Origin of the sequence: Granulicatella sp. WM01 (assembly GCF_004570605.1) — a bacterium.
GTDB lineage: Bacteria > Bacillota > Bacilli > Lactobacillales > Aerococcaceae > WM01.
Genome location: NZ_SPPB01000044.1, coordinates 1 through 17,745 on the forward strand (window position 1 = coordinate 1; position 17,745 = coordinate 17,745).

The 17,745-nt window shown below is 32.6% G+C and carries 17 protein-coding genes and 1 pseudogene; 17 read left to right on the forward strand and 1 reads right to left on the reverse strand.

The features are described from left to right. From E4T68_RS09580 to E4T68_RS06380, 3 genes and pseudogenes are all read left to right on the forward strand, one after another. Positions 1-184: pseudogene (locus tag E4T68_RS09580) on the forward strand (IS30 family transposase); the annotation flags it as partial. 274 nt (positions 185-458) lie between these two features. After that, positions 459-1,790 carry an APC family permease gene (locus E4T68_RS06375; protein ID WP_135125248.1) on the forward strand — a complete coding sequence of 444 codons (1,332 nt, stop codon included), beginning with the start codon at positions 459-461 and terminating at the stop codon, positions 1,788-1,790. Between the two features lie 38 nt (positions 1,791-1,828). Further along, positions 1,829-2,800, forward strand: a complete 972-nt coding sequence (locus E4T68_RS06380) for an L-lactate dehydrogenase (RefSeq protein ID WP_135125250.1) — start codon at positions 1,829-1,831, stop codon at positions 2,798-2,800. Between the two features lie 133 nt (positions 2,801-2,933). Here E4T68_RS06380 and E4T68_RS06385 read toward each other — a convergent pair whose 3' ends face one another. Beyond that, entirely contained in the window at positions 2,934-3,902 is a 969-nt protein-coding gene (locus E4T68_RS06385; protein ID WP_167753848.1) for an L-lactate dehydrogenase, read from the reverse strand. Positions 3,903-4,083: 181 nt separating this feature from the next. On the opposite strand from E4T68_RS06385, the gene E4T68_RS06390 reads away from it, so the two are divergent. From E4T68_RS06390 to E4T68_RS06455, 14 genes are all read left to right on the forward strand, one after another. Then, entirely contained in the window at positions 4,084-4,509 is a 426-nt protein-coding gene (locus E4T68_RS06390; protein WP_135125252.1) for a cell division protein ZapA, read from the forward strand. A 7-nt stretch (positions 4,510-4,516) separates the two neighbouring features. Next, positions 4,517-5,056 carry a CvpA family protein gene (locus tag E4T68_RS06395; RefSeq protein WP_167753849.1) on the forward strand — a complete coding sequence of 180 codons (540 nt, stop codon included), beginning with the start codon at positions 4,517-4,519 and terminating at the stop codon, positions 5,054-5,056. Positions 5,057-5,765: 709 nt separating this feature from the next. Further along, the gene (locus tag E4T68_RS09325; RefSeq protein ID WP_167753850.1) at positions 5,766-5,912 is read left to right on the forward strand and encodes a hypothetical protein; all 147 of its coding nucleotides are present in this window, start codon (positions 5,766-5,768) and stop codon (positions 5,910-5,912) included. Further along, positions 5,909-6,088, forward strand: a complete 180-nt coding sequence (locus E4T68_RS06400; protein ID WP_135125256.1) for a hypothetical protein — start codon at positions 5,909-5,911, stop codon at positions 6,086-6,088. Before E4T68_RS09325 ends, E4T68_RS06400 begins: the two co-directional genes overlap by 4 nt. A gap of 73 nt (positions 6,089-6,161) precedes the next feature. Then, positions 6,162-6,827, forward strand: a complete 666-nt coding sequence (locus E4T68_RS06405; RefSeq protein WP_167753851.1) for an ABC transporter ATP-binding protein — start codon at positions 6,162-6,164, stop codon at positions 6,825-6,827. Beyond that, positions 6,824-9,316, forward strand: coding sequence for an ABC transporter permease (locus E4T68_RS06410; RefSeq protein WP_135125260.1), 2,493 nt, complete (start codon positions 6,824-6,826; stop codon positions 9,314-9,316). The genes E4T68_RS06405 and E4T68_RS06410 overlap by 4 nt, the downstream gene beginning before the upstream one ends. A 305-nt stretch (positions 9,317-9,621) precedes the next feature. Next, positions 9,622-11,985, forward strand: a complete 2,364-nt coding sequence (locus E4T68_RS06415; RefSeq protein WP_135125262.1) for an endonuclease MutS2 — start codon at positions 9,622-9,624, stop codon at positions 11,983-11,985. Between the two features lie 133 nt (positions 11,986-12,118). Continuing rightward, positions 12,119-12,841, forward strand: coding sequence for a cell wall-active antibiotics response protein LiaF (gene liaF, locus E4T68_RS06420; RefSeq protein WP_135125264.1), 723 nt, complete (start codon positions 12,119-12,121; stop codon positions 12,839-12,841). After that, a complete protein-coding gene (locus E4T68_RS06425) occupies positions 12,838-13,875 on the forward strand; it encodes a sensor histidine kinase (RefSeq protein ID WP_135125266.1) in 1,038 nt (345 codons plus the stop codon). Before liaF ends, E4T68_RS06425 begins: the two co-directional genes overlap by 4 nt. Positions 13,876-13,887: 12 nt before the next feature. Further along, positions 13,888-14,505, forward strand: a complete 618-nt coding sequence (locus E4T68_RS06430; RefSeq protein WP_135125268.1) for a response regulator transcription factor — start codon at positions 13,888-13,890, stop codon at positions 14,503-14,505. Beyond that, positions 14,502-14,795 (forward strand): HesB/YadR/YfhF family protein, encoded by a 294-nt coding sequence (locus E4T68_RS06435; protein WP_135125270.1) that lies wholly within the window; start codon positions 14,502-14,504, stop codon positions 14,793-14,795. The genes E4T68_RS06430 and E4T68_RS06435 overlap by 4 nt, the downstream gene beginning before the upstream one ends. A gap of 24 nt (positions 14,796-14,819) precedes the next feature. Next, positions 14,820-15,749 (forward strand): magnesium transporter CorA family protein, encoded by a 930-nt coding sequence (locus E4T68_RS06440; protein WP_135125272.1) that lies wholly within the window; start codon positions 14,820-14,822, stop codon positions 15,747-15,749. A gap of 1,001 nt (positions 15,750-16,750) precedes the next feature. Further along, the gene (locus E4T68_RS06450) at positions 16,751-17,080 is read left to right on the forward strand and encodes a DUF4234 domain-containing protein (RefSeq protein WP_135125274.1); all 330 of its coding nucleotides are present in this window, start codon (positions 16,751-16,753) and stop codon (positions 17,078-17,080) included. Between the two features lie 62 nt (positions 17,081-17,142). Then, positions 17,143-17,541: a DUF2752 domain-containing protein gene (locus E4T68_RS06455; RefSeq protein ID WP_135125276.1), complete on the forward strand. Its 399-nt coding sequence runs from the start codon at positions 17,143-17,145 to the stop codon at positions 17,539-17,541. The last annotated feature ends 204 nt before the right edge of the window (positions 17,542-17,745 follow it).

Here is a 17,745-nt window from a genome sequence, read left to right on the forward strand (position 1 = left end):
ACGAGGGACTAATGAAAATCACAATGGTTTAATTCGAGAATTTTTACCGAAGGGAAAATCATTTAATTTAGTACCTATTCAAATGATAACAACTATACAAAATGCGTTAAATAATAGACCTAGACGTATACTAGACTATGATACACCTCATACTATGTTTAATCGTTTGTGTGCAACGACATAAACTATAACAGAATAGGTGTAACCGTAAAGGCTCGCTACGCTAATACCTTGACCGTTACACCTATTCCATTACAAAACAACTATGTCGCACACAGACATAGACTGTGACTTTAGTATTTTTCATGTACTGTTGCACTTGGCTTTACAATTCGAGATTGATAAAAATACTGAAAAATATCAATTTTTATCTAGTCAACTTTATGAAAATACGTTAAAATAGATGTCTATCTAATGATAGCTAGGGAATACATATTATAATAAAGGAAGTTAAACGAATGAAAAACAAGAAAACACTGCAACGTACGATAGGATTTACGACGGGCTTTTCAGCTTTAGTAGGTACCGTGATTGGTGCGGGTATATTTTTTAAACCTACGGCAGTATTTCAAGCAACAGAAAGTGCTTCTCTTGGCTTATTGGCATGGCTTTTAAGTGGATTGATTACAATTGCTGGAGGAATGACTGTTGCTGAATTAGGCGTATTATTCCCTAAAACTGGAGGAATGATTGTTTATTTAGAAGAAGTTTATGGGCAAACAATGGCTTTTTTAGCAGGCTGGGTACAAATGATTGTTTATTTTCCCGGAAACATTGCAGCCATTAGCATCATATTTGGAACGCAATTTGTGGCATTATTTGGCTTAGATATTCAGCTTATTTTGCCAATCGCTATTTTTACATGTTTATTCATTATGGGTATCAATATTTTAGGCAATAAATATAGTGGCAAAGTTCAAAATATATTCACATTTTTAAAATTTATCCCTATTATTTTGATTACTATTTTTGGCATTATGCAACCTCAAGAGATGTTTGTTCAAAACATTGTGTCAACAACAACTCAATTAGAGGCAAATACCTTTGTCAAATTAGGTGCTGGTATACTGGCAACGTTGTTCGCTTATGATGGGTGGTTAAATATTGGTAATTTAGCCGGCGAAATTAAAGACCCTCATAAAAATATTCCAAAAGTTATTTTATTAGGTGTAGGGTTAGTGAGTTTAGTGTATGTTTTGATTAACGTAGCATATTTAATGGTAGCTACTCCTAATGAATTGGCACATACAGCTACACCAGCGGCTTTAGTAGCTGAACGCTTGTTTGCTGGTATTGGTGGAAAATTAGTGACTATAGGTATACTTGTATCTGTATTCGGAGGGTTAAATGGGTACACTATGGCAGCTATTCGTATTCCGTATACGCTAGCACAACGAAAATGGTTACCTGCTTCTGATAAAATTAGCCATATTCACCCAAAAACACATATATCATTGTACAGTTGTGCCATCATATTAGGCATGTCTTTGTTATTAATGTTAAGTGGAACATTTGATAGTCTAACTAATTTAGTCGTCACTATGATTTATATGTTTATGATTTTAACATTTTTTACTGTGATAATCTTGCGACGTAAAATGCCGCATGCACCTAGGTCATATAAAGTGCCTTTATACCCTATTGTACCGATCATTGCAATATTAGGAGGTATCTTTATTGTTGTCAATACGTTAATAATAGAACCTTATAGCGTATTATATGGTGTAGGCTTGACACTACTAGGCTTGCCTTTATATTGGATAGCCCAAGTAAAAAATAGCAAAAAATAAGGGAAATATGGTACACTATAAATAAAAGGAGTGAGAGAATGAAACCAACAAAATTAGGGATTATAGGAATTGGGCATGTCGGTTCAAGTGTATTGAGTGCAGCTATGCATGAGCGTTTGTTTAGCGAGATTGTCACGATTGATACACGAAAAAATTATGCCTTTGGTGAGGCGTTAGACCACGCTCATGCCACAGGATTGATGAACGGAATAAATACGTATGTCAAAGAGGGAACTTATGCAGACTTGTCTGATGCAGACATTATCATTATTGCTGCAACACATGTGTATCCAAAAGGAGAAACACCACCAGAAAGACAAGATTTATTGAAAAATAATGCTAACATTGTACGAGATATTATGTCTAAAATAAGTGAGCAAACGAAAGAAGCAGTGCTAATTTTTATTACAAATCCTGCAGATACTATAGTGTATATTGCTGCTACAGAATTTGATTATCCAAAACATCTTGTTATTGGAACAGGGTGTATGTTGGATTCTGCACGTTTAAGATACATGATTGCACAACATTATCAAATTGATCCTAAATCAGTATCAGGATTTATGCTAGCAGAACATGGCATGACAGCATTTCCGGCAACTAGTCATCTTATGGTTGGAGGCATGCCTTATGCGGAGTTTGTTAAAGCTTATCCACATATTGAACCTTTGAGCGCTGAACAAATGAAAGAAAAGGTTGTACAATCAGCCTATGATGTGTTTTATGCTAAGCAAGGAGTAACCGATCGTGCAGTTGCACAAGCTGCAATAGATTTAGCCAGAGCCATTGTTTTTGATGAAAAAACAATTTTACCGGTAAGCTCGTTATTAATGCAAGGTGAGTATGCCAGTTTAGAACCTATTGCTTTGACCACACCATGTGTGATTGGTAAAAATGGTGTTGAAAAAGTTTTTGAAATGAGTTTGAACGACTGGGAAAGAGAGCATATGGAAAAATCTATGGCGTGCATTTATCAATCTATTCAATTAGCTCAATATTTAAAACCGTAAAAACAAGTCGCCCCCCAGCAAGAAATCAACGATTTTTTGCTGGGGGGCGACAATGTCACTAGGCTTTAAATAAAGGATTTATTCCTTAATTAAAGTCGTCTTTATGTCCTCATAAGTATTGCTATGAGTAAGGTTATTCTGCTTCATTCAGTTTTTCAAACGCTTGTTTTGTAATGGTTTTTAATGTGTTTGCTGAATGTGCCATTTTTTGAAATTCAGAGTCATTTAAGGGGATTTCTATAATATTTTCAATACCATTTTTGCCGATAACTGCTGGTGCACCAATATAAACGTCTTCTTGTTTATATTGTCCCTCTAATAAAACTGATAGTGGTAAAATAGCTTTTTCATCATTTAAAATGGCACGTGTAATTCGTGCAAGAGCCACAGCAATACCATAGTATGTTGCTCCTTTTTTAGCGATAATATCATAGGCAGCATCTCGTGTATTGAAGAAGATATTTGTTAAGGCTTCCTCGTCAACTTCTGGATGTGTTTTAACCCATTCATAAATTTGTAAACCACCGATATTGGCATGTGACCAGACAGGAAATTCTGTATCGCCATGCTCTCCTAAAATATATGCATGAACATTTCGTGCATCAACATGTGTTAGTTGTGCAATAGCTTGACGAAAACGTGCACTATCTAAAGAGGTACCTGAACCAATGACACGATGTGATGGTAATCCAGAAAATTTCCATGTTGCATACGTTAAAATATCCACAGGGTTAGCAGCAACTAAAAAGATACCGTTAAAGCCACTTGCCATAATTTCGGAAATAATATGGCGATAAATTGTTAAATTTTTATGTACTAAATCAATGCGTGTTTCTCCGGGTTTTTGTGGAGCTCCTGCTGTCAATACAATTAAATCTGCGTCCTTACAATCTGCATAAGTCGCTGCAAAAATGCGTTTAGGCGTTTGAAATGCCAAAGCATGTGATAAATCTAATGCATCTCCCTCAGTTTTTTGTTGATTAATATCAATAATCCCCAGTTCTCGACCGATATTTTGTGTCACTAATGCAAATGCATAACTTGATCCAACAGCACCGTCACCGACTAAAATAATTTTTTGTTGAGTAGATGTTTGTACCAAAAATATAACCTCCTTTATGATGTGCACGTTTTTATTGTGTACTATTCAAAGGATACCATATTATCTGCTCTTTTTAGGAAAATTTGCTCAATTTAGTGAATAAATACAAAATAAAAATAGTAAAAAGATGCATAGATGAATAAAGAATGATAAAATAAAGGAAATAAAAGAGGAGTGGCTTATGGATACAGGAAAACGTCGTGTAAAAGTTATTATTGATGCCCAAAAATATGTGGTTGTTAGCCAAAAATCAAATGAGCATGTTAAAACGGCTGCAGAGTTGGTAGATGAACAGTATAAACAAATTAAAAGATTGACGAATTTAGCTGAAAAAGATGCGGCTTTATTGGTGGCATTAAATACCATTTCCAAACAAATTGATTTAGAAAGTGAAGCATTACAGCTAAAGAAAAAAATTCATCGCTTAGAACAAGAAATAATGGATTTAAAGAAACCTGAACGTATTTTGATGCGTGGTGGGAAAGACGAAAATGACTCAATTGTTATTTCAGAGCAATTAAGTTTGGAACATATTGACGGACAAGACTCATCGTTATTTACACAAACAGGTGATGAGTATGTTCCGGCGATTTACAAAAAGAAGTGAGGTTAATATGGCAAATATAATTTTACTAATTATTTTATTAATAGGGATATATTCTGGGGCAAGACGTGGATTAATTGTACAAACGATATTGACAGTAGGTTATTTAGTCACGTGGATTGTAGGGGCGTTATTTTATCAACATGTGGCAAAAATTTTGCAAATCATTATTCCATTTCCTTCCAATACGACAGCCAGTCAATTATCATTATACAATTTGGCGACAACATTGAAAGTTGATGAGACATTTTACAATGCCTTAGCTTTTGTTTGTATTATGTTTGTTGGGTGGATAGTGACACGTTTAGTAGCAGCTACGTTAAACCGCTTAGGGCATATTCCAATTATTAGTCAACTGAATACATTAGGTGGAGCTGTTTTAGGATTTTTATGTTCGTGGATTGGATTATATTTTCTACTGACATTATTGTCTTTCGTTCCAGTTGTATCTGTTCAAGATATTTTCAAAGGGCAATCACTGGCGACAATTATTGTGAAGCATACGCCTATTATCTCGCAGTTGGTTATAGATACTTGGATAGTAAAATAATGATTTTATGAATCAAGTGTGCAAACTGAACAGACTTTAACTCAAGGTATCCTCCTTGAGTTAAGGTCTGTTTTGGATTTTTTTGTTTAGAAAGGCACTTTACATTTATATACAGTTTTAAAAATAATAGTTTTTTTATCAAAGGATGTTTGAAAATGTTTTTTCATATTGCTATAAAAAATAATCGTCTTTTTTATGATGTAAAAATCCTTGTATGAGTGAGTGTTTTTGTTCGCCAATATGATTTGTTGTACACCAAAATAATATAATATCTACACCTTTTTGATCGAGGGTTAAATTCAGTGCTAGATTGAGTTTAGTTGATAAGAGAAACGTGAATGGGTTGAGGGGATAAGCTGAATTCCAAAAGAAATTATGATAACATTAAGATGTATTATCAAATTAGCATTTTACAAAAAAATAGTAAAAACAGTATACCATTATCGCTGATATGAGTGAGGTTCTTAAAGATAATAATAGTCTAAAAATGGCAAAAAATGTTGAGAATATTATTACTTAAAATGGTGAAAAATTCCTGTTGGACATGAACAATAGATAGTTATACAAACTATTGAAAAAATGGAAGATAATTTCGGGTAATTATGCTATAAACAAGTTTAAAAACGCTTGCAAGGTTTTTGTTTTTATACTATACTAATCATAGAAGTACACCTTACTTTTAGAAAGGACTTTTATTACGAAAAAAGCAATGTTAAGTATTATATGTGTGATAGGATTATTGGTGTTAGGAATGACTAGTGTTTCTGCAGCACGTGGAAATTTAGTATTTTCTCACGGTATGAAAACGGTGAAGCAATGGCTGAAATTATTTCAACTCATACAGAAGCCAGCATGAAAAGAGATAGGCAGTTGGTTCTTGACGATGGGGCAACAGGTTATCCTTGGGGATCTGCGAATAATGTGTCCAGATATAAGTTAAAATCAGGATTCAACTGGTGGAAACATGGAAGAAGCACAGCTGATTACTATGTTAATGGTCAATATATGCATACGACAACAGCAGCATTTTAATGGGAGATGTTAACGTAGTAACGAATACAAAGTAAATGACTAAAAGTAAGATATATTATATTAGGTGATGATTATGATAAAACTAAAAGATATTAGTGTAAAATTTGTACAAGGGCAAAAAACGATTACGGTTTTAAATGATGTCAATTTTAGCTTAAATAAAGCTAAAATAGTAACAATTGTAGGGAAAAGTGGATCAGGAAAAACAACTTTATTAAAAGTGATTTCTGGTTTGATACAACCTAATTCTGGTGTTGTTTATTTAGATAATAACAATATTAGTCAGTTATCATTAGAAAAAAGAAGATTGCGATGCTCAGAGTATATTGGATTTATATGGCAAGATTTCAAATTGATTGATGAATTGACAGTAGAAAATAATATTTTATTGCCGTTACAAATACATAAAAAGAAAAAAGATAATGATTTTTACTCACAATTATTGAAACAGCTTGATATTGAGCATTTAGTAAAAAAATATCCTTCACAATTATCTGGAGGGGAGAAACAAAGATGTGCTATTGCCAGAGCTTTGATTACTAAGCCAAAAATTATTATTGCAGATGAGCCAACAGGATCTTTAGATATTTATACAGCAGACAATATTAGTCAACTATTTTTAAAAAGTGTCAAACAATTTACAGAGCTAGTGATTATTGTAACACATGATCAAAAACTAGCACAAATTGGGGACGAAAAATATGAAATGATAGACGGTAAGGTAGTGATGTGTGAATGAATGCGTTAAAGAATGTTGTTCAACTATTCAATAAACATAATAAAGTGCTTATTTTAATGACTACTGTTATGACTGTTTTATTGGCAAGCATGCTATCCATTTCAGCAACTACACAAATTTATCTAGAGCATACACAACTGAGTAAAGAGCGAGTATATGGTGGATATTCACACATTATATATGGGAGTAAACTGTCTAATGTTTCGCAGAAATATGGTAGGATAGATATTGTCCAGTCTAATAGTCAGCCTGATATTGTATATGGTGCATTAAATCAAGCAGCGTATCAGTATAGTTATTTAGAAAATACAGTGAATATGAACGAAGTATTGATTACTCAGTCTATTGCCACTAAATTTAATGTAAAAGTGGGAGATACGTTTGACGTTAATGGTATTCCAAAAACGATAAAACAGATTATTAATCCAATGGGATTAATGTGGATTAAAGGACAATCCGAAGAACTTAGACAGTTCAAATTTCCCAATGTGATTGTATCTTCTCAAGTCTTGGAACAATTAGTTGAATCTCAAGGCAATAGAGAGGTTGTATGGCTTGCTAGATTTGATAGAAAGCAAGCACCAAATGAGTGGGAAGCATTGAGTGGGAACCATTATATAAACACATATATTTTAGGTGAGAATAATAATACACAATATAAAATACCAGAATATTTTCAAAATATTTTATCTATTATCTTTTGTATTATTATTGTAGTAGTATTAAGAGCGTATATTTTATATAGTCGACCACGTTATGAAATATATCGTTTATTGGGAGTAAAGAATGGGCAATCTAATATTTTATTTGTATTTGAAATGTTAACGATTGCAGTGTTAACATGTGTCCTAGGTATTATGCTTAGTGTTGGTGTTACTAGTAGTTTATTGAGTATTGCCTTGCGACAATTTTATATTTTAGAGATAGGTAATGTGCGAGATTATATTATAAAATATACTGTTATGTATATGTTGTCTGTTTGTTTAAGTCTGTTAATATTTTCTGTTCATACGAAAAACAAATCTTATATGAAGATTAATCTATTGGCAAGAAAGTTTTACACATATATTGACATAAAAAAAATATACTTATCTATTAGTGTGTGGTTTTGCACGATATTACTGGTGTTTTTTGTTGGACATTTGTTCATGCATTTTAATTCTATTAATGCGGCTATATTGAGTACAGATGCTGTTGGAAAGATGCCAAGTGATTTTGATTATGAGATAACATTAAAGGATATAGAGCGTTTACCTGGTCAAACTTACCATGATAATGCATATTATGAGACTAGTAAAGAAACTTACGGAGAGTTGATTGACTACAAGAGAGCAGGGGAGGAAATGAATAGTATTGCCCAAGAGATTAAAACTGCTTTCCCAGATAGTATTATAAAGAAATATACATCTCTTTGGCAAGTCTACTTGCTAGACGAAAAGGTCTTAAACCAAGATTATATTATGAAATTATATGAACCTAAAGTATACCAGAATAGACCATTTTGGAACACTTTATTGAACTATTCAGGAAAAATGGTATTGATTCGTGTAAGGGTCTATCCAGATGAGGATATTCTGCGGTTTAGTTCAAGTTTCACTGGAGATGTAGGAAGTGTATTAAATGGGGAAAAGGTTTATATTATTGCACCTTCGTATGAATATTTTGAAACACATTCAAAAGAGGGAGTAGTGCTCAGAGAAGCCAAACCAATAGATAAAGACGATAGTAGAGCTACTGTAGAGCGTGTTATTGATGAAACGACACTATTGAAGTTGGCAAGTTTGCAGGCAAATAGTTCTGTAGTTGGCATGGTTTCTAGTGAACAAGCTAAACAATTGTTTACAGTGAAACATGTTAATGTGTCAATTTCAGGTATTTCACACCGACAAGTTGCTTGGCTTGATTATGGGGATTTAGGTGTCCCATATCGTTTAATCGTTTCAGAACGTTTCTTAGAAAAACAAGGGTTAGAGACTAATCCTACACGATTGAGAGTATCGTTTAATCAGTTTGATTATCGCCAAGATAATTTAAAAATTCGACAAATATTGTCAAAATATCCTACAGTAACATTTACAGACAACTATGAACAGTTAGATGTATTTAGACAATATCGTATGATGCAATCAGGAATTACGTGGTTATTAATTAGTATTTTTGTCGTATTATCTATATTAATCTTTAATAGTATCATTCAATCGCATATTGTAGAGCAATATCAAAAATATAGCGTGTATGTTTTGCTAGGCATGTCTTTTAAGAAGCTATTTACTATGTTAGTGTTACCAATGATAGGAAGTGTATGCATTGCTTTTGTGTTATTGATAGCTTTAGAATTTAAAGTGTTTTTAGGACTGCCGAATTTAGTGGGAATAAAAACATGGATAAATATGCTAGTTTATTTGGGAGTACCGTGTTTATTTATTATATTAGTTATTTATGTTATAACATGGCGTCAGATAAATAAATTTATTCGCAATATCAGATAATATAATTGCTATTAAAATTAAACAAAAAATGACGATAGGCTTTAAATCAGAGTGAGGCTTTGATTTAAAGTCTGTTTTTTGGACTATTTTATAAAAATATTTGTCAAATGAGCTATTAAAAGTGGAGTGTTATAGTATGTACAGCAAACAATTGTGTAACATTTATCAAGCCGCTCAATAAAATCCAATCTTCCGTATTAACTTTACAAAAAAGAGATAGTAATCAATAGTTTTCCCAAAATAGTTTTTTGTGAAAACTACAAAGATGTGATAAAATGTAGGAGAGAAAAGGAGATAGTTGATATATGCAAAATAAAATGCGAACAAAGCTAGAGTTTGATAAAGTTTTGGCGATTTTAGCACAATTTACGTCTGGTCAATTAGGGAAACAAAGAGCTTATCAGCTAGTTCCCTATGTTCATGTAGATGAGATAAAACAGGCATTGCTGGAAACAGAAGATGCTGTACAATTACTACGTTTAAAAGGTGGTATACCAAATCCAAGATTAAAAGATGTTTCGGCACATTTAAAACGTTTAGATATGGGTGCAGCCTTAAATGGTCAAGAAATATCAGATATAGGTAGAGTGCTATCTAGCACTAGAGATGTGAATTACTTTTTCAAACAAGTATTCCAAGAAGAAATTGAGCTGCACTATATTCATAAATTAGCAGAACAATTAAAAGTATTGCCCCAATTAACGCAACACATTCAAGAAGCAATCGCTTATGATGGTTCAGTGTTAGATGATGCAAGTATGATGCTAAAACATATTCGACAAAACATTAAACGTGGAGAGCAAGCTGTACGTGAAAAGTTGGATAGTTTGATTAGGAGAAAACAAAGCCAATTGACAGAAACACTAGTGACTATTCGGAATGAACGGTATGTATTGCCTGTTAAGCAAGAATATCGGAATAGTTTTGGTGGACTTGTCCATGATCAAAGTGCAACTGGACAAACTGTGTTTATTGAGCCAGAAGAAGTTGTGATGTTAAATAACCGTTTAAGAACATTACAGAATGAAGAAAAACAGGAAATTGAACGTATTCTTTGGGAATTGTCCAATCTTTTAAGACCATATACAGAAGATATTGCGTTAAATAATACACTACTTGGAGAACTAGATTTTATTAATGCTAAGGCACTTTATGCCAAATCTATCAAGGCGAGTTTACCTGAAGTGAGTGGGTGTAATGAATTGGCACTTTATGGGGCAAGACATCCGTTAATTGATGCTAAAGTAGTCGTGAAAAATGATATTTTAATGGGTGGAGAATATCAATGTATTGTCATTACTGGGCCTAATACTGGTGGAAAAACAATTCTATTGAAAACATTAGGTTTATTGCAGTTAATGGGACAAGCCGGATTACATTTGCCTCTTGATGAAGGAAGTCAAATTGGTGTGTTTACTCAAATTTTTGCCGATATTGGAGATGAACAGTCTATTGAGCAAAATTTAAGTACTTTTTCGTCACACATGACCAATATTATTGCTATTTTAGATAAAATTGACGAACATAGTTTAGTGCTATTTGATGAATTAGGTTCAGGAACTGATCCTCAAGAAGGAGCGAGTTTAGCGATTGCTATTTTAGATAGTGTTGCAACTAAAGGAAGTTATGTTGTAGCAACAACCCATTATCCAGAACTTAAAATTTATGGGTATAATCGTCTAGGAACGATCAATGCTAGTATGGAATTTGATAGTGATACATTAGTGCCAACGTATAAGTTTTTATTAGGTATACCTGGACGTAGCAACGCATTTGATATTTCTAAGCGTTTAGGATTGCCTGATAATATTATTATGCAGGCTAGAGAATTTATTCATGAAGATTCTCAACAACTTAATGATATGATTAGTGATTTAGAACGGACACGGCAACAAATCGAAAAAGAAAAAGAGCAAGTACAGCGTGATATGCTACAAGCAGAAATATTATTAGCTGAGGTGAATGCTGCTAAGCAGTTATTTGATGACCAAAGAGATGAGATTGAGCGACAAGCCAAACAAAAAGCCAATCAAATCATTGAGCAAACACAAGAAGAAGCAGAGAAAATTCTATCAGAAATTCGTCAAATGCAGTTAAAACAAGGCCGTTCCACTATAAAAGAGCATGAGTTGATTGAGAAAAAAACAGCCTTAGCTCAGTTGAAACATGAAGAGAGCTTGAAAAAAAATAAAGTGCTACAAAAAGCTAAACGGAATAAGGCGTTAAAAGTTGGTGACTCAGTAGAAGTCATGTCTTATGGACAAAGAGGGGTTATTGAACAAAAACATAATGACCATGAATTTGTGGTTAAAATGGGCTTGTTGAAAATGAAAGTAGCTCTTGATGATTTGCGTTTAATTGATGAAGATAATCCAAAACAAAAAAAATACATTCCTACTTTGAAAGGTGGGCGTGCAAAATCTGTCACTAGTCAGCTTGATTTACGTGGACAACGATATGAAGATGCCATCATTGAACTGGATAGATATTTAGATTCAGCTATTTTAGCAGGATACCCTCAAGTCACTATTGTACATGGTAGAGGTACAGGTGCGATTAGAGATGGTGTCATCAAACAGTTGAGAAAACATCGTGGTGTTAATTCATTTGAATTTGCACCTATAAATCAAGGGGGAAATGGAGCAACAATTGTGAAATTTAAAGGATAATGTGTTAAAGAGATCAGGCATTGCTAAGCACAAGAGTGCGTTATATTGGAAGAAAACCTATATGATAAGAACACATACCAGTAGATAAAGTAAGGTATAATGAAGTCATAAAAATGAAGGATAGTGAAAACTAATGCTAAAAAAAATAAATATATTAGTAAGTGTTGGGTTGTCTACGGCACTTTTTGTCATGTGTCTATTGCTATTGGATTTATTTAAAAGTGAGGATATTATCTTTATAGTATTGTCTTTAATTTTATTTTCAATTAGCATATTTTATATTAAAAACTGGCTAGGTAAATTTATATTTAGTATTGCTATGGTATTATTATTTCTTTTTGTATTGACACGTCCAAATTTCTGGATACTTTTAGGTATTATTGGAATAGGTGCTCTCATTTTATGGTGGGGGATACTAAAACGTATGCAACAAAAATTCGATACAGTAGCTTTAGAATTAAGCCCACCCTCACCTGAAAAATATGCACGTGTTCAAAAAGCATATTGGTTGCAAGAGAGAAAGATGATTAGTTCAAATTATGAATGGGACGATATTCATTTAATGTCATGGTTTGGAGATACGACAATTCATTTAGGCAATACAATCTTACCCGAGGAAACAAGTATTATTGTTATTCATAAACTGATTGGTGATGTACGTATTATTGTTCCGCTCGGTGTTGGTGTGTCTTTAAACCATAGCACAATAAGAGGACATGTTTTATTTGAAAAGGAGCATCATTTTTTAAAACATGAGCAACTAAGTATATATTCTGAAAATTATATTGCTGCTAGACGACGTATAAAAATTGTGACGAGTGTTTATGTTGGAAATGTTGAGGTAATCCATATATGACAAAAGGCTTTCGGTTATTTAATTTGTTTCTAATTATTTTCAGTTGTGTGTTATTAACATCAGTTGTGATTTTATATATACTTAGACGTTTTGTAAGTGTAAAAGAATTATTGACTTTACAAGTGTTTTCTATGCCGTTTTTCATTTATTTATTTTTGACGTTAACTTTTTTAAGTGTAATTGTGTCAGTTATGTTATACTATGGAATGAAACTAAGTCAGCGACAAATTGTTCAAAAATTACAATGGCTTATTGTTGGAAATTATGAGCATCCTATTTTTCAAAAAAGTGTGAATACAACACCTTTATTATCTGGATATACAGATGTTGTTGATGAACAGTTGAATACATTAAGTGAACGTCTAATTGAAATAAACGATTTATTAAAACAAACTTCAAAAGAAACTAGACCTCTTAATTTAGAAGAAAAAGCTAAATTATTGGAAGAAGAAAGGCACCGTATTGCTAGAGAATTACACGATTCGGTAAGCCAACAATTATTTGCTACAATGATGATGTTGTCAGCACTTAATTACTCCCTTTCAGATAAGCAATCAAGTTTACATACTCAATTAAAAACTATTGAAGATTCTATTCATGCAGCACAAACAGAAATGCGTGCGTTGCTACTACATTTAAGACCTATTTCTTTAGAAGGGAAAACATTAAAACAAGGTATTGAACGTTTATTAATGGAAGTGCAAAGTAAAGTAAAATTAAATGTTTTGTCGCAAATAGAAAATGTTTCTTTGGTGAGTACGATAGAAGATAATTTATTTCGAGTCCTCCAGGAGTTAATTTCAAATACCTTACGACATGCTAAGGCAAGCCATTTAGAATTATATTTAACGCAAGATAATCAATATGTAAAATTGCGGTTGGTTGATAATGGGATAGGATTTGATACAACACAATCTTCTATGGGATATGGATTATTGAATATAAAAGAGCGTGTTAGTGCAATGGGTGGTACGCTAAATATTGTGAGCGTACCGAATCAAGGGACAATTGTAGATATAAAAATCATTAAATAGTAAGGTGCACAGATGATAAAAATATTATTAGTAGATGATCATGAGATGGTTAGGCTAGGTGTCAAGGCATATTTATCTGTTCAAGAGGATATGGAGGTTATTGCCGAAGCAACTAATGGACAAGAGGGATATGAAAAAGCTCTTGCATTAAGACCTGATATTATTTTAATGGACTTGGTAATGGATAAAATGGACGGCATACAGGCAACACAGTATATTTTAGCAGAGTGGAAAGAGGCTAAAATTATTATTGTCACAAGTTTCATTGATGATGAAAAAGTGTACCCTGCATTAAAGGCTGGAGCAATGAGTTATTTACTCAAGACATCGTCTGCCCATGAAATTACACAAGCCATTCGCAAAACGTATCATGGGCAAGGTGTTTTAGAAGATGAGGTAAGTCAGAAAGTCAAATATCCTAAAAAAGAATTACATAATGAGTTAACTTCTCGTGAGAAAGAAGTGTTATTATTGATTGCTAGAGGGTATTCTAATCAAGAAATTGCTGATGAATTATTTATTACTTTAAAAACGGTCAAGACACATGTGTCCAATGTGTTGTCTAAATTAGAAGTTGAGGATAGAACACAAGCCACAATTTATGCATTTAAGAAAGGGTTGATAAAATGAAAATTGTCGTAAGTCCACAAGCACATGAATGGTTTAAAGAAGAAATGGGAATTTCTCATGGACGTGGTGTTCGTTTTATGGGAAAGGTCTATGGATGTAGCCCTATTCATGAAAGTTTTTCTTTAGCCATTGAAGTAAATGAACCAACTAATCCTTATGCATTAACAACAATAGAGCATATTCCTTATTACGTTGAACAGGGAGATGAATGGTTTTTTGAGGGGTATGATGTTGACATCACATTTGATGATGTTTTAAAAGAACCAAAGTATAGCTATATTAAACAATAAGATGAACAAAGGAAGTGAAGAGGTGTGATTAAAAGAAAACGAATAGAAACGGTCACAGAAGAAATTGAATGGATAAATACAATTGGGTTGACTAGCGAAGATAAACAAATATTAGTAGAAGAAGACGGTCTAGCAAATGACTTTTTAGAATATGCCATGGACATGGACGAAAATGCCAGAGTAGAGCAAGATAATGATAATGGAGCACGCTTGCTTAGTTTTGATGCACCGTACTTTGATTCAGATTCTAATAGTTACACCACACGTCCGCTAGTGTTCATTATTAAAGATAGTCGTTTGTACACATTTATGGATGATGATCGGGATTATTCACAAATTAACCATTTATTAAATCGTTCATTTCAAGCTGAGGGATATGACAGTTTATACCACATGCTATTTTCTATTTTATATCAATTTGCTATGATGTATCATGATAAACTGCGTATTTTGCATAAAGAACGTGAAAATATCGGAAAAGCATTTAGACGTAATGCAGACAATAATGAAATTTATCGTTTGACAAATGTTGAAACAGGGTTAGTTTATTTATTGTCCTCATTAAAAGGAAACAAAATTGCTTTAAATACATTGCGTAGACGTTGGGGATATGGTATTACAGCTTTTAGTGATATTGAATCAGAAAAATTAGAAGATATTTTAGTTGAGCTTGCCCAAGCTATCGAAGTATCTGAAATTAATATGACATTAGTTGAAAAAGAAAAATCAACGTATTCTACTATTATTGATAACAACTTAAACGGCACGATGAAATATTTAACGATTATCACATCTTTTCTAGCTGTTGGTGAAGTAACGTTTGGATTTTTTGGAATGAATACGGAAATTCCATTTTTAAACTCTCCATTTGGGTGGATTTATACGATTTTAGTGACAGGTGTCTTTTGTGGGATTTTAGGATATTTCTTGTGGAAGATGAAATTATTTAAGTAGTATTTTATAAAAGGTAGAGTGCTTTATACTCAAATAAATATGCTATATTTTACAAAAAGAAGAGTGTTTATGGGATTCTTTAGCGGATTATTAGGAAATGTCAGTCAAAAAAGTGTAAATAAAGTAAAAAAAGAGTTAGAATATGTTCTCTTTTTAAGAGAGCAAGTTAACTTAGTATTTAGTTTCGGATGAGATTTAGTGGTGTTTACAAAATATCGTCTAATCATTGTAAGACAAGAAACGACTGGAAAAATGTAGAGTACAGGACAAGTCATTACCGTTCTATTTCTAGATTTTCGGTGGAAACATCGGGGGCTACTAGATGAAGAGTTGAAAGTATAGATTTCTTCAGTGAAAAAATCTTTTAGTCTATTCAATTTACCCGTGAAAAAAGGTTATTGAGATACAACAGGCTCTAGTTGAAGCAGTATTAAGATAATAAAAATAAGGAAAATATATGGTGTATCTCATACGTTTTTTTGAGTAGGACAGGTATGTTGTACTCAAAGGGACTGGGAAAAAACTAAAATTTTAGTCCGTAGATTAACATTTGAAAAAATGAAAACACCTTAGAATTAACGTTTCTGATGATGTCGTTATAAGTTGTTTTTTATTTTTTAAATTTTTTTCCAGTCTCTTCTTACTTAGATTATCCTCTTAAACGACATGCACGGTGGTATGAGAGGGAGAGAAATTATCCCCTACTCGATTAAGTTATAGTTCTGACATTGTGCAAGTGAATAATGAGTAGTTACTTTGTTATGCTTAAAGACTAAACAGTTTAGATTAAAAATTATAAAGTGCAAGGTTTAACACGTAACACCTTATATAGTTAAAGGGATATTCCCAAAAGCATAAGCAGTTGAAATAACTTCAGTATCATACATATTAACTGATGAAAAAGATTGTAAGTTTATTGTGAACTATTGCAATTTCAATAATTTGTTTGTATAATAGTTTATGTAATTAACGTAACTAATATAATAAGAGAGGTTTGTTGAATGAGAGTTGTAAAAATGAGAAGTATTGTAACATGTATATTATTATCTATTGTAACATGTGGTATTTATGCATTGATGTGGATGGCAAAACTTCATAATGATGTTGCTAGAATTAATGGAGAAGTTGAAAACGGTGGAACAGTAGTTGCACTAAGTCTTTTGACATGTGGTATTTATGGAGTGTATTGGGCATATACAATGGGAGAAAGAATACAACGTTTTTCTGGTAAAAATGATGGATTACTGTATGCTATTCTTACTTTATTTGGTTTAAATATACTTACATTATGTATGGTTCAGAATGAACTTAATCGTTTTTCTAGAGCATAATAGATGAAAAAGGGAGAGTAAACAGTTTAGCAGTTTACTCATTCTTTATTTTAGGAGATAATATGTTACAGATAATCAGAGAACGGTGTAGAGAAGTAGTATTATTTTGTGTTTTAGGAAGTGGTGCACTACTGTATTCTTTTTTAACTAAACAAAGTGTGTGCGTGTTTTACCATTTATTAGGTATCCCTTGTCCTGCATGTGGAATGACAAGATCATATCTTTCGTTAATAAAACTAGATATTTCAAAAGCCTTGTATTATCATCCACTCTTTTTTCTAGTTCCAATTATGGTTTATGCATATTTTAAAGAAAAAACACGTCTGTTATACGGTATTATGTTCCTATTTATTATTGTGTGGATCATTAGAATGGTGCTATATTTCGGTTCTTCTCACGAAGTTTTCCGTTATAATGAACGATCTGTTATTGAGCAATTAAAACAATTGATTTCTCATTAAAATAAGAGCGATCATGTTTATATAGAAAGATAATGACCTTATTAAATAAGCGTGTTGGCATTGCCAACACGCTCAGACTGTTGACAAATATAACTGTCAGCGGTCTTTTTTCGTATAACATTTATTTTATACATTTTTCCTCACTAACTGTTATAATATACATATATAAATTGAAAGGATACACCTACTATGTTCTATCAAGAT

Coding starts and splice junctions, on each gene's coding strand:
- E4T68_RS06375 (WP_135125248.1), top strand. CDS start 459: ATGAAAAACAAGAAAACACTGCAACGTACGATAGGATTTACGACGGGC.
- E4T68_RS06380 (WP_135125250.1), top strand. CDS start 1,829: ATGAAACCAACAAAATTAGGGATTATAGGAATTGGGCATGTCGGTTCA.
- E4T68_RS06390 (WP_135125252.1), top strand. CDS start 4,084: ATGGATACAGGAAAACGTCGTGTAAAAGTTATTATTGATGCCCAAAAA.
- E4T68_RS06395 (WP_167753849.1), top strand. CDS start 4,517: ATGGCAAATATAATTTTACTAATTATTTTATTAATAGGGATATATTCT.
- E4T68_RS09325 (WP_167753850.1), top strand. CDS start 5,766: ATGTTAAGTATTATATGTGTGATAGGATTATTGGTGTTAGGAATGACT.
- E4T68_RS06400 (WP_135125256.1), top strand. CDS start 5,909: ATGAAAAGAGATAGGCAGTTGGTTCTTGACGATGGGGCAACAGGTTAT.
- E4T68_RS06405 (WP_167753851.1), top strand. CDS start 6,162: ATGATAAAACTAAAAGATATTAGTGTAAAATTTGTACAAGGGCAAAAA.
- E4T68_RS06410 (WP_135125260.1), top strand. CDS start 6,824: ATGAATGCGTTAAAGAATGTTGTTCAACTATTCAATAAACATAATAAA.
- E4T68_RS06415 (WP_135125262.1), top strand. CDS start 9,622: ATGCAAAATAAAATGCGAACAAAGCTAGAGTTTGATAAAGTTTTGGCG.
- liaF (WP_135125264.1), top strand. CDS start 12,119: ATGCTAAAAAAAATAAATATATTAGTAAGTGTTGGGTTGTCTACGGCA.
- E4T68_RS06425 (WP_135125266.1), top strand. CDS start 12,838: ATGACAAAAGGCTTTCGGTTATTTAATTTGTTTCTAATTATTTTCAGT.
- E4T68_RS06430 (WP_135125268.1), top strand. CDS start 13,888: ATGATAAAAATATTATTAGTAGATGATCATGAGATGGTTAGGCTAGGT.
- E4T68_RS06435 (WP_135125270.1), top strand. CDS start 14,502: ATGAAAATTGTCGTAAGTCCACAAGCACATGAATGGTTTAAAGAAGAA.
- E4T68_RS06450 (WP_135125274.1), top strand. CDS start 16,751: ATGAGAGTTGTAAAAATGAGAAGTATTGTAACATGTATATTATTATCT.
- E4T68_RS06455 (WP_135125276.1), top strand. CDS start 17,143: ATGTTACAGATAATCAGAGAACGGTGTAGAGAAGTAGTATTATTTTGT.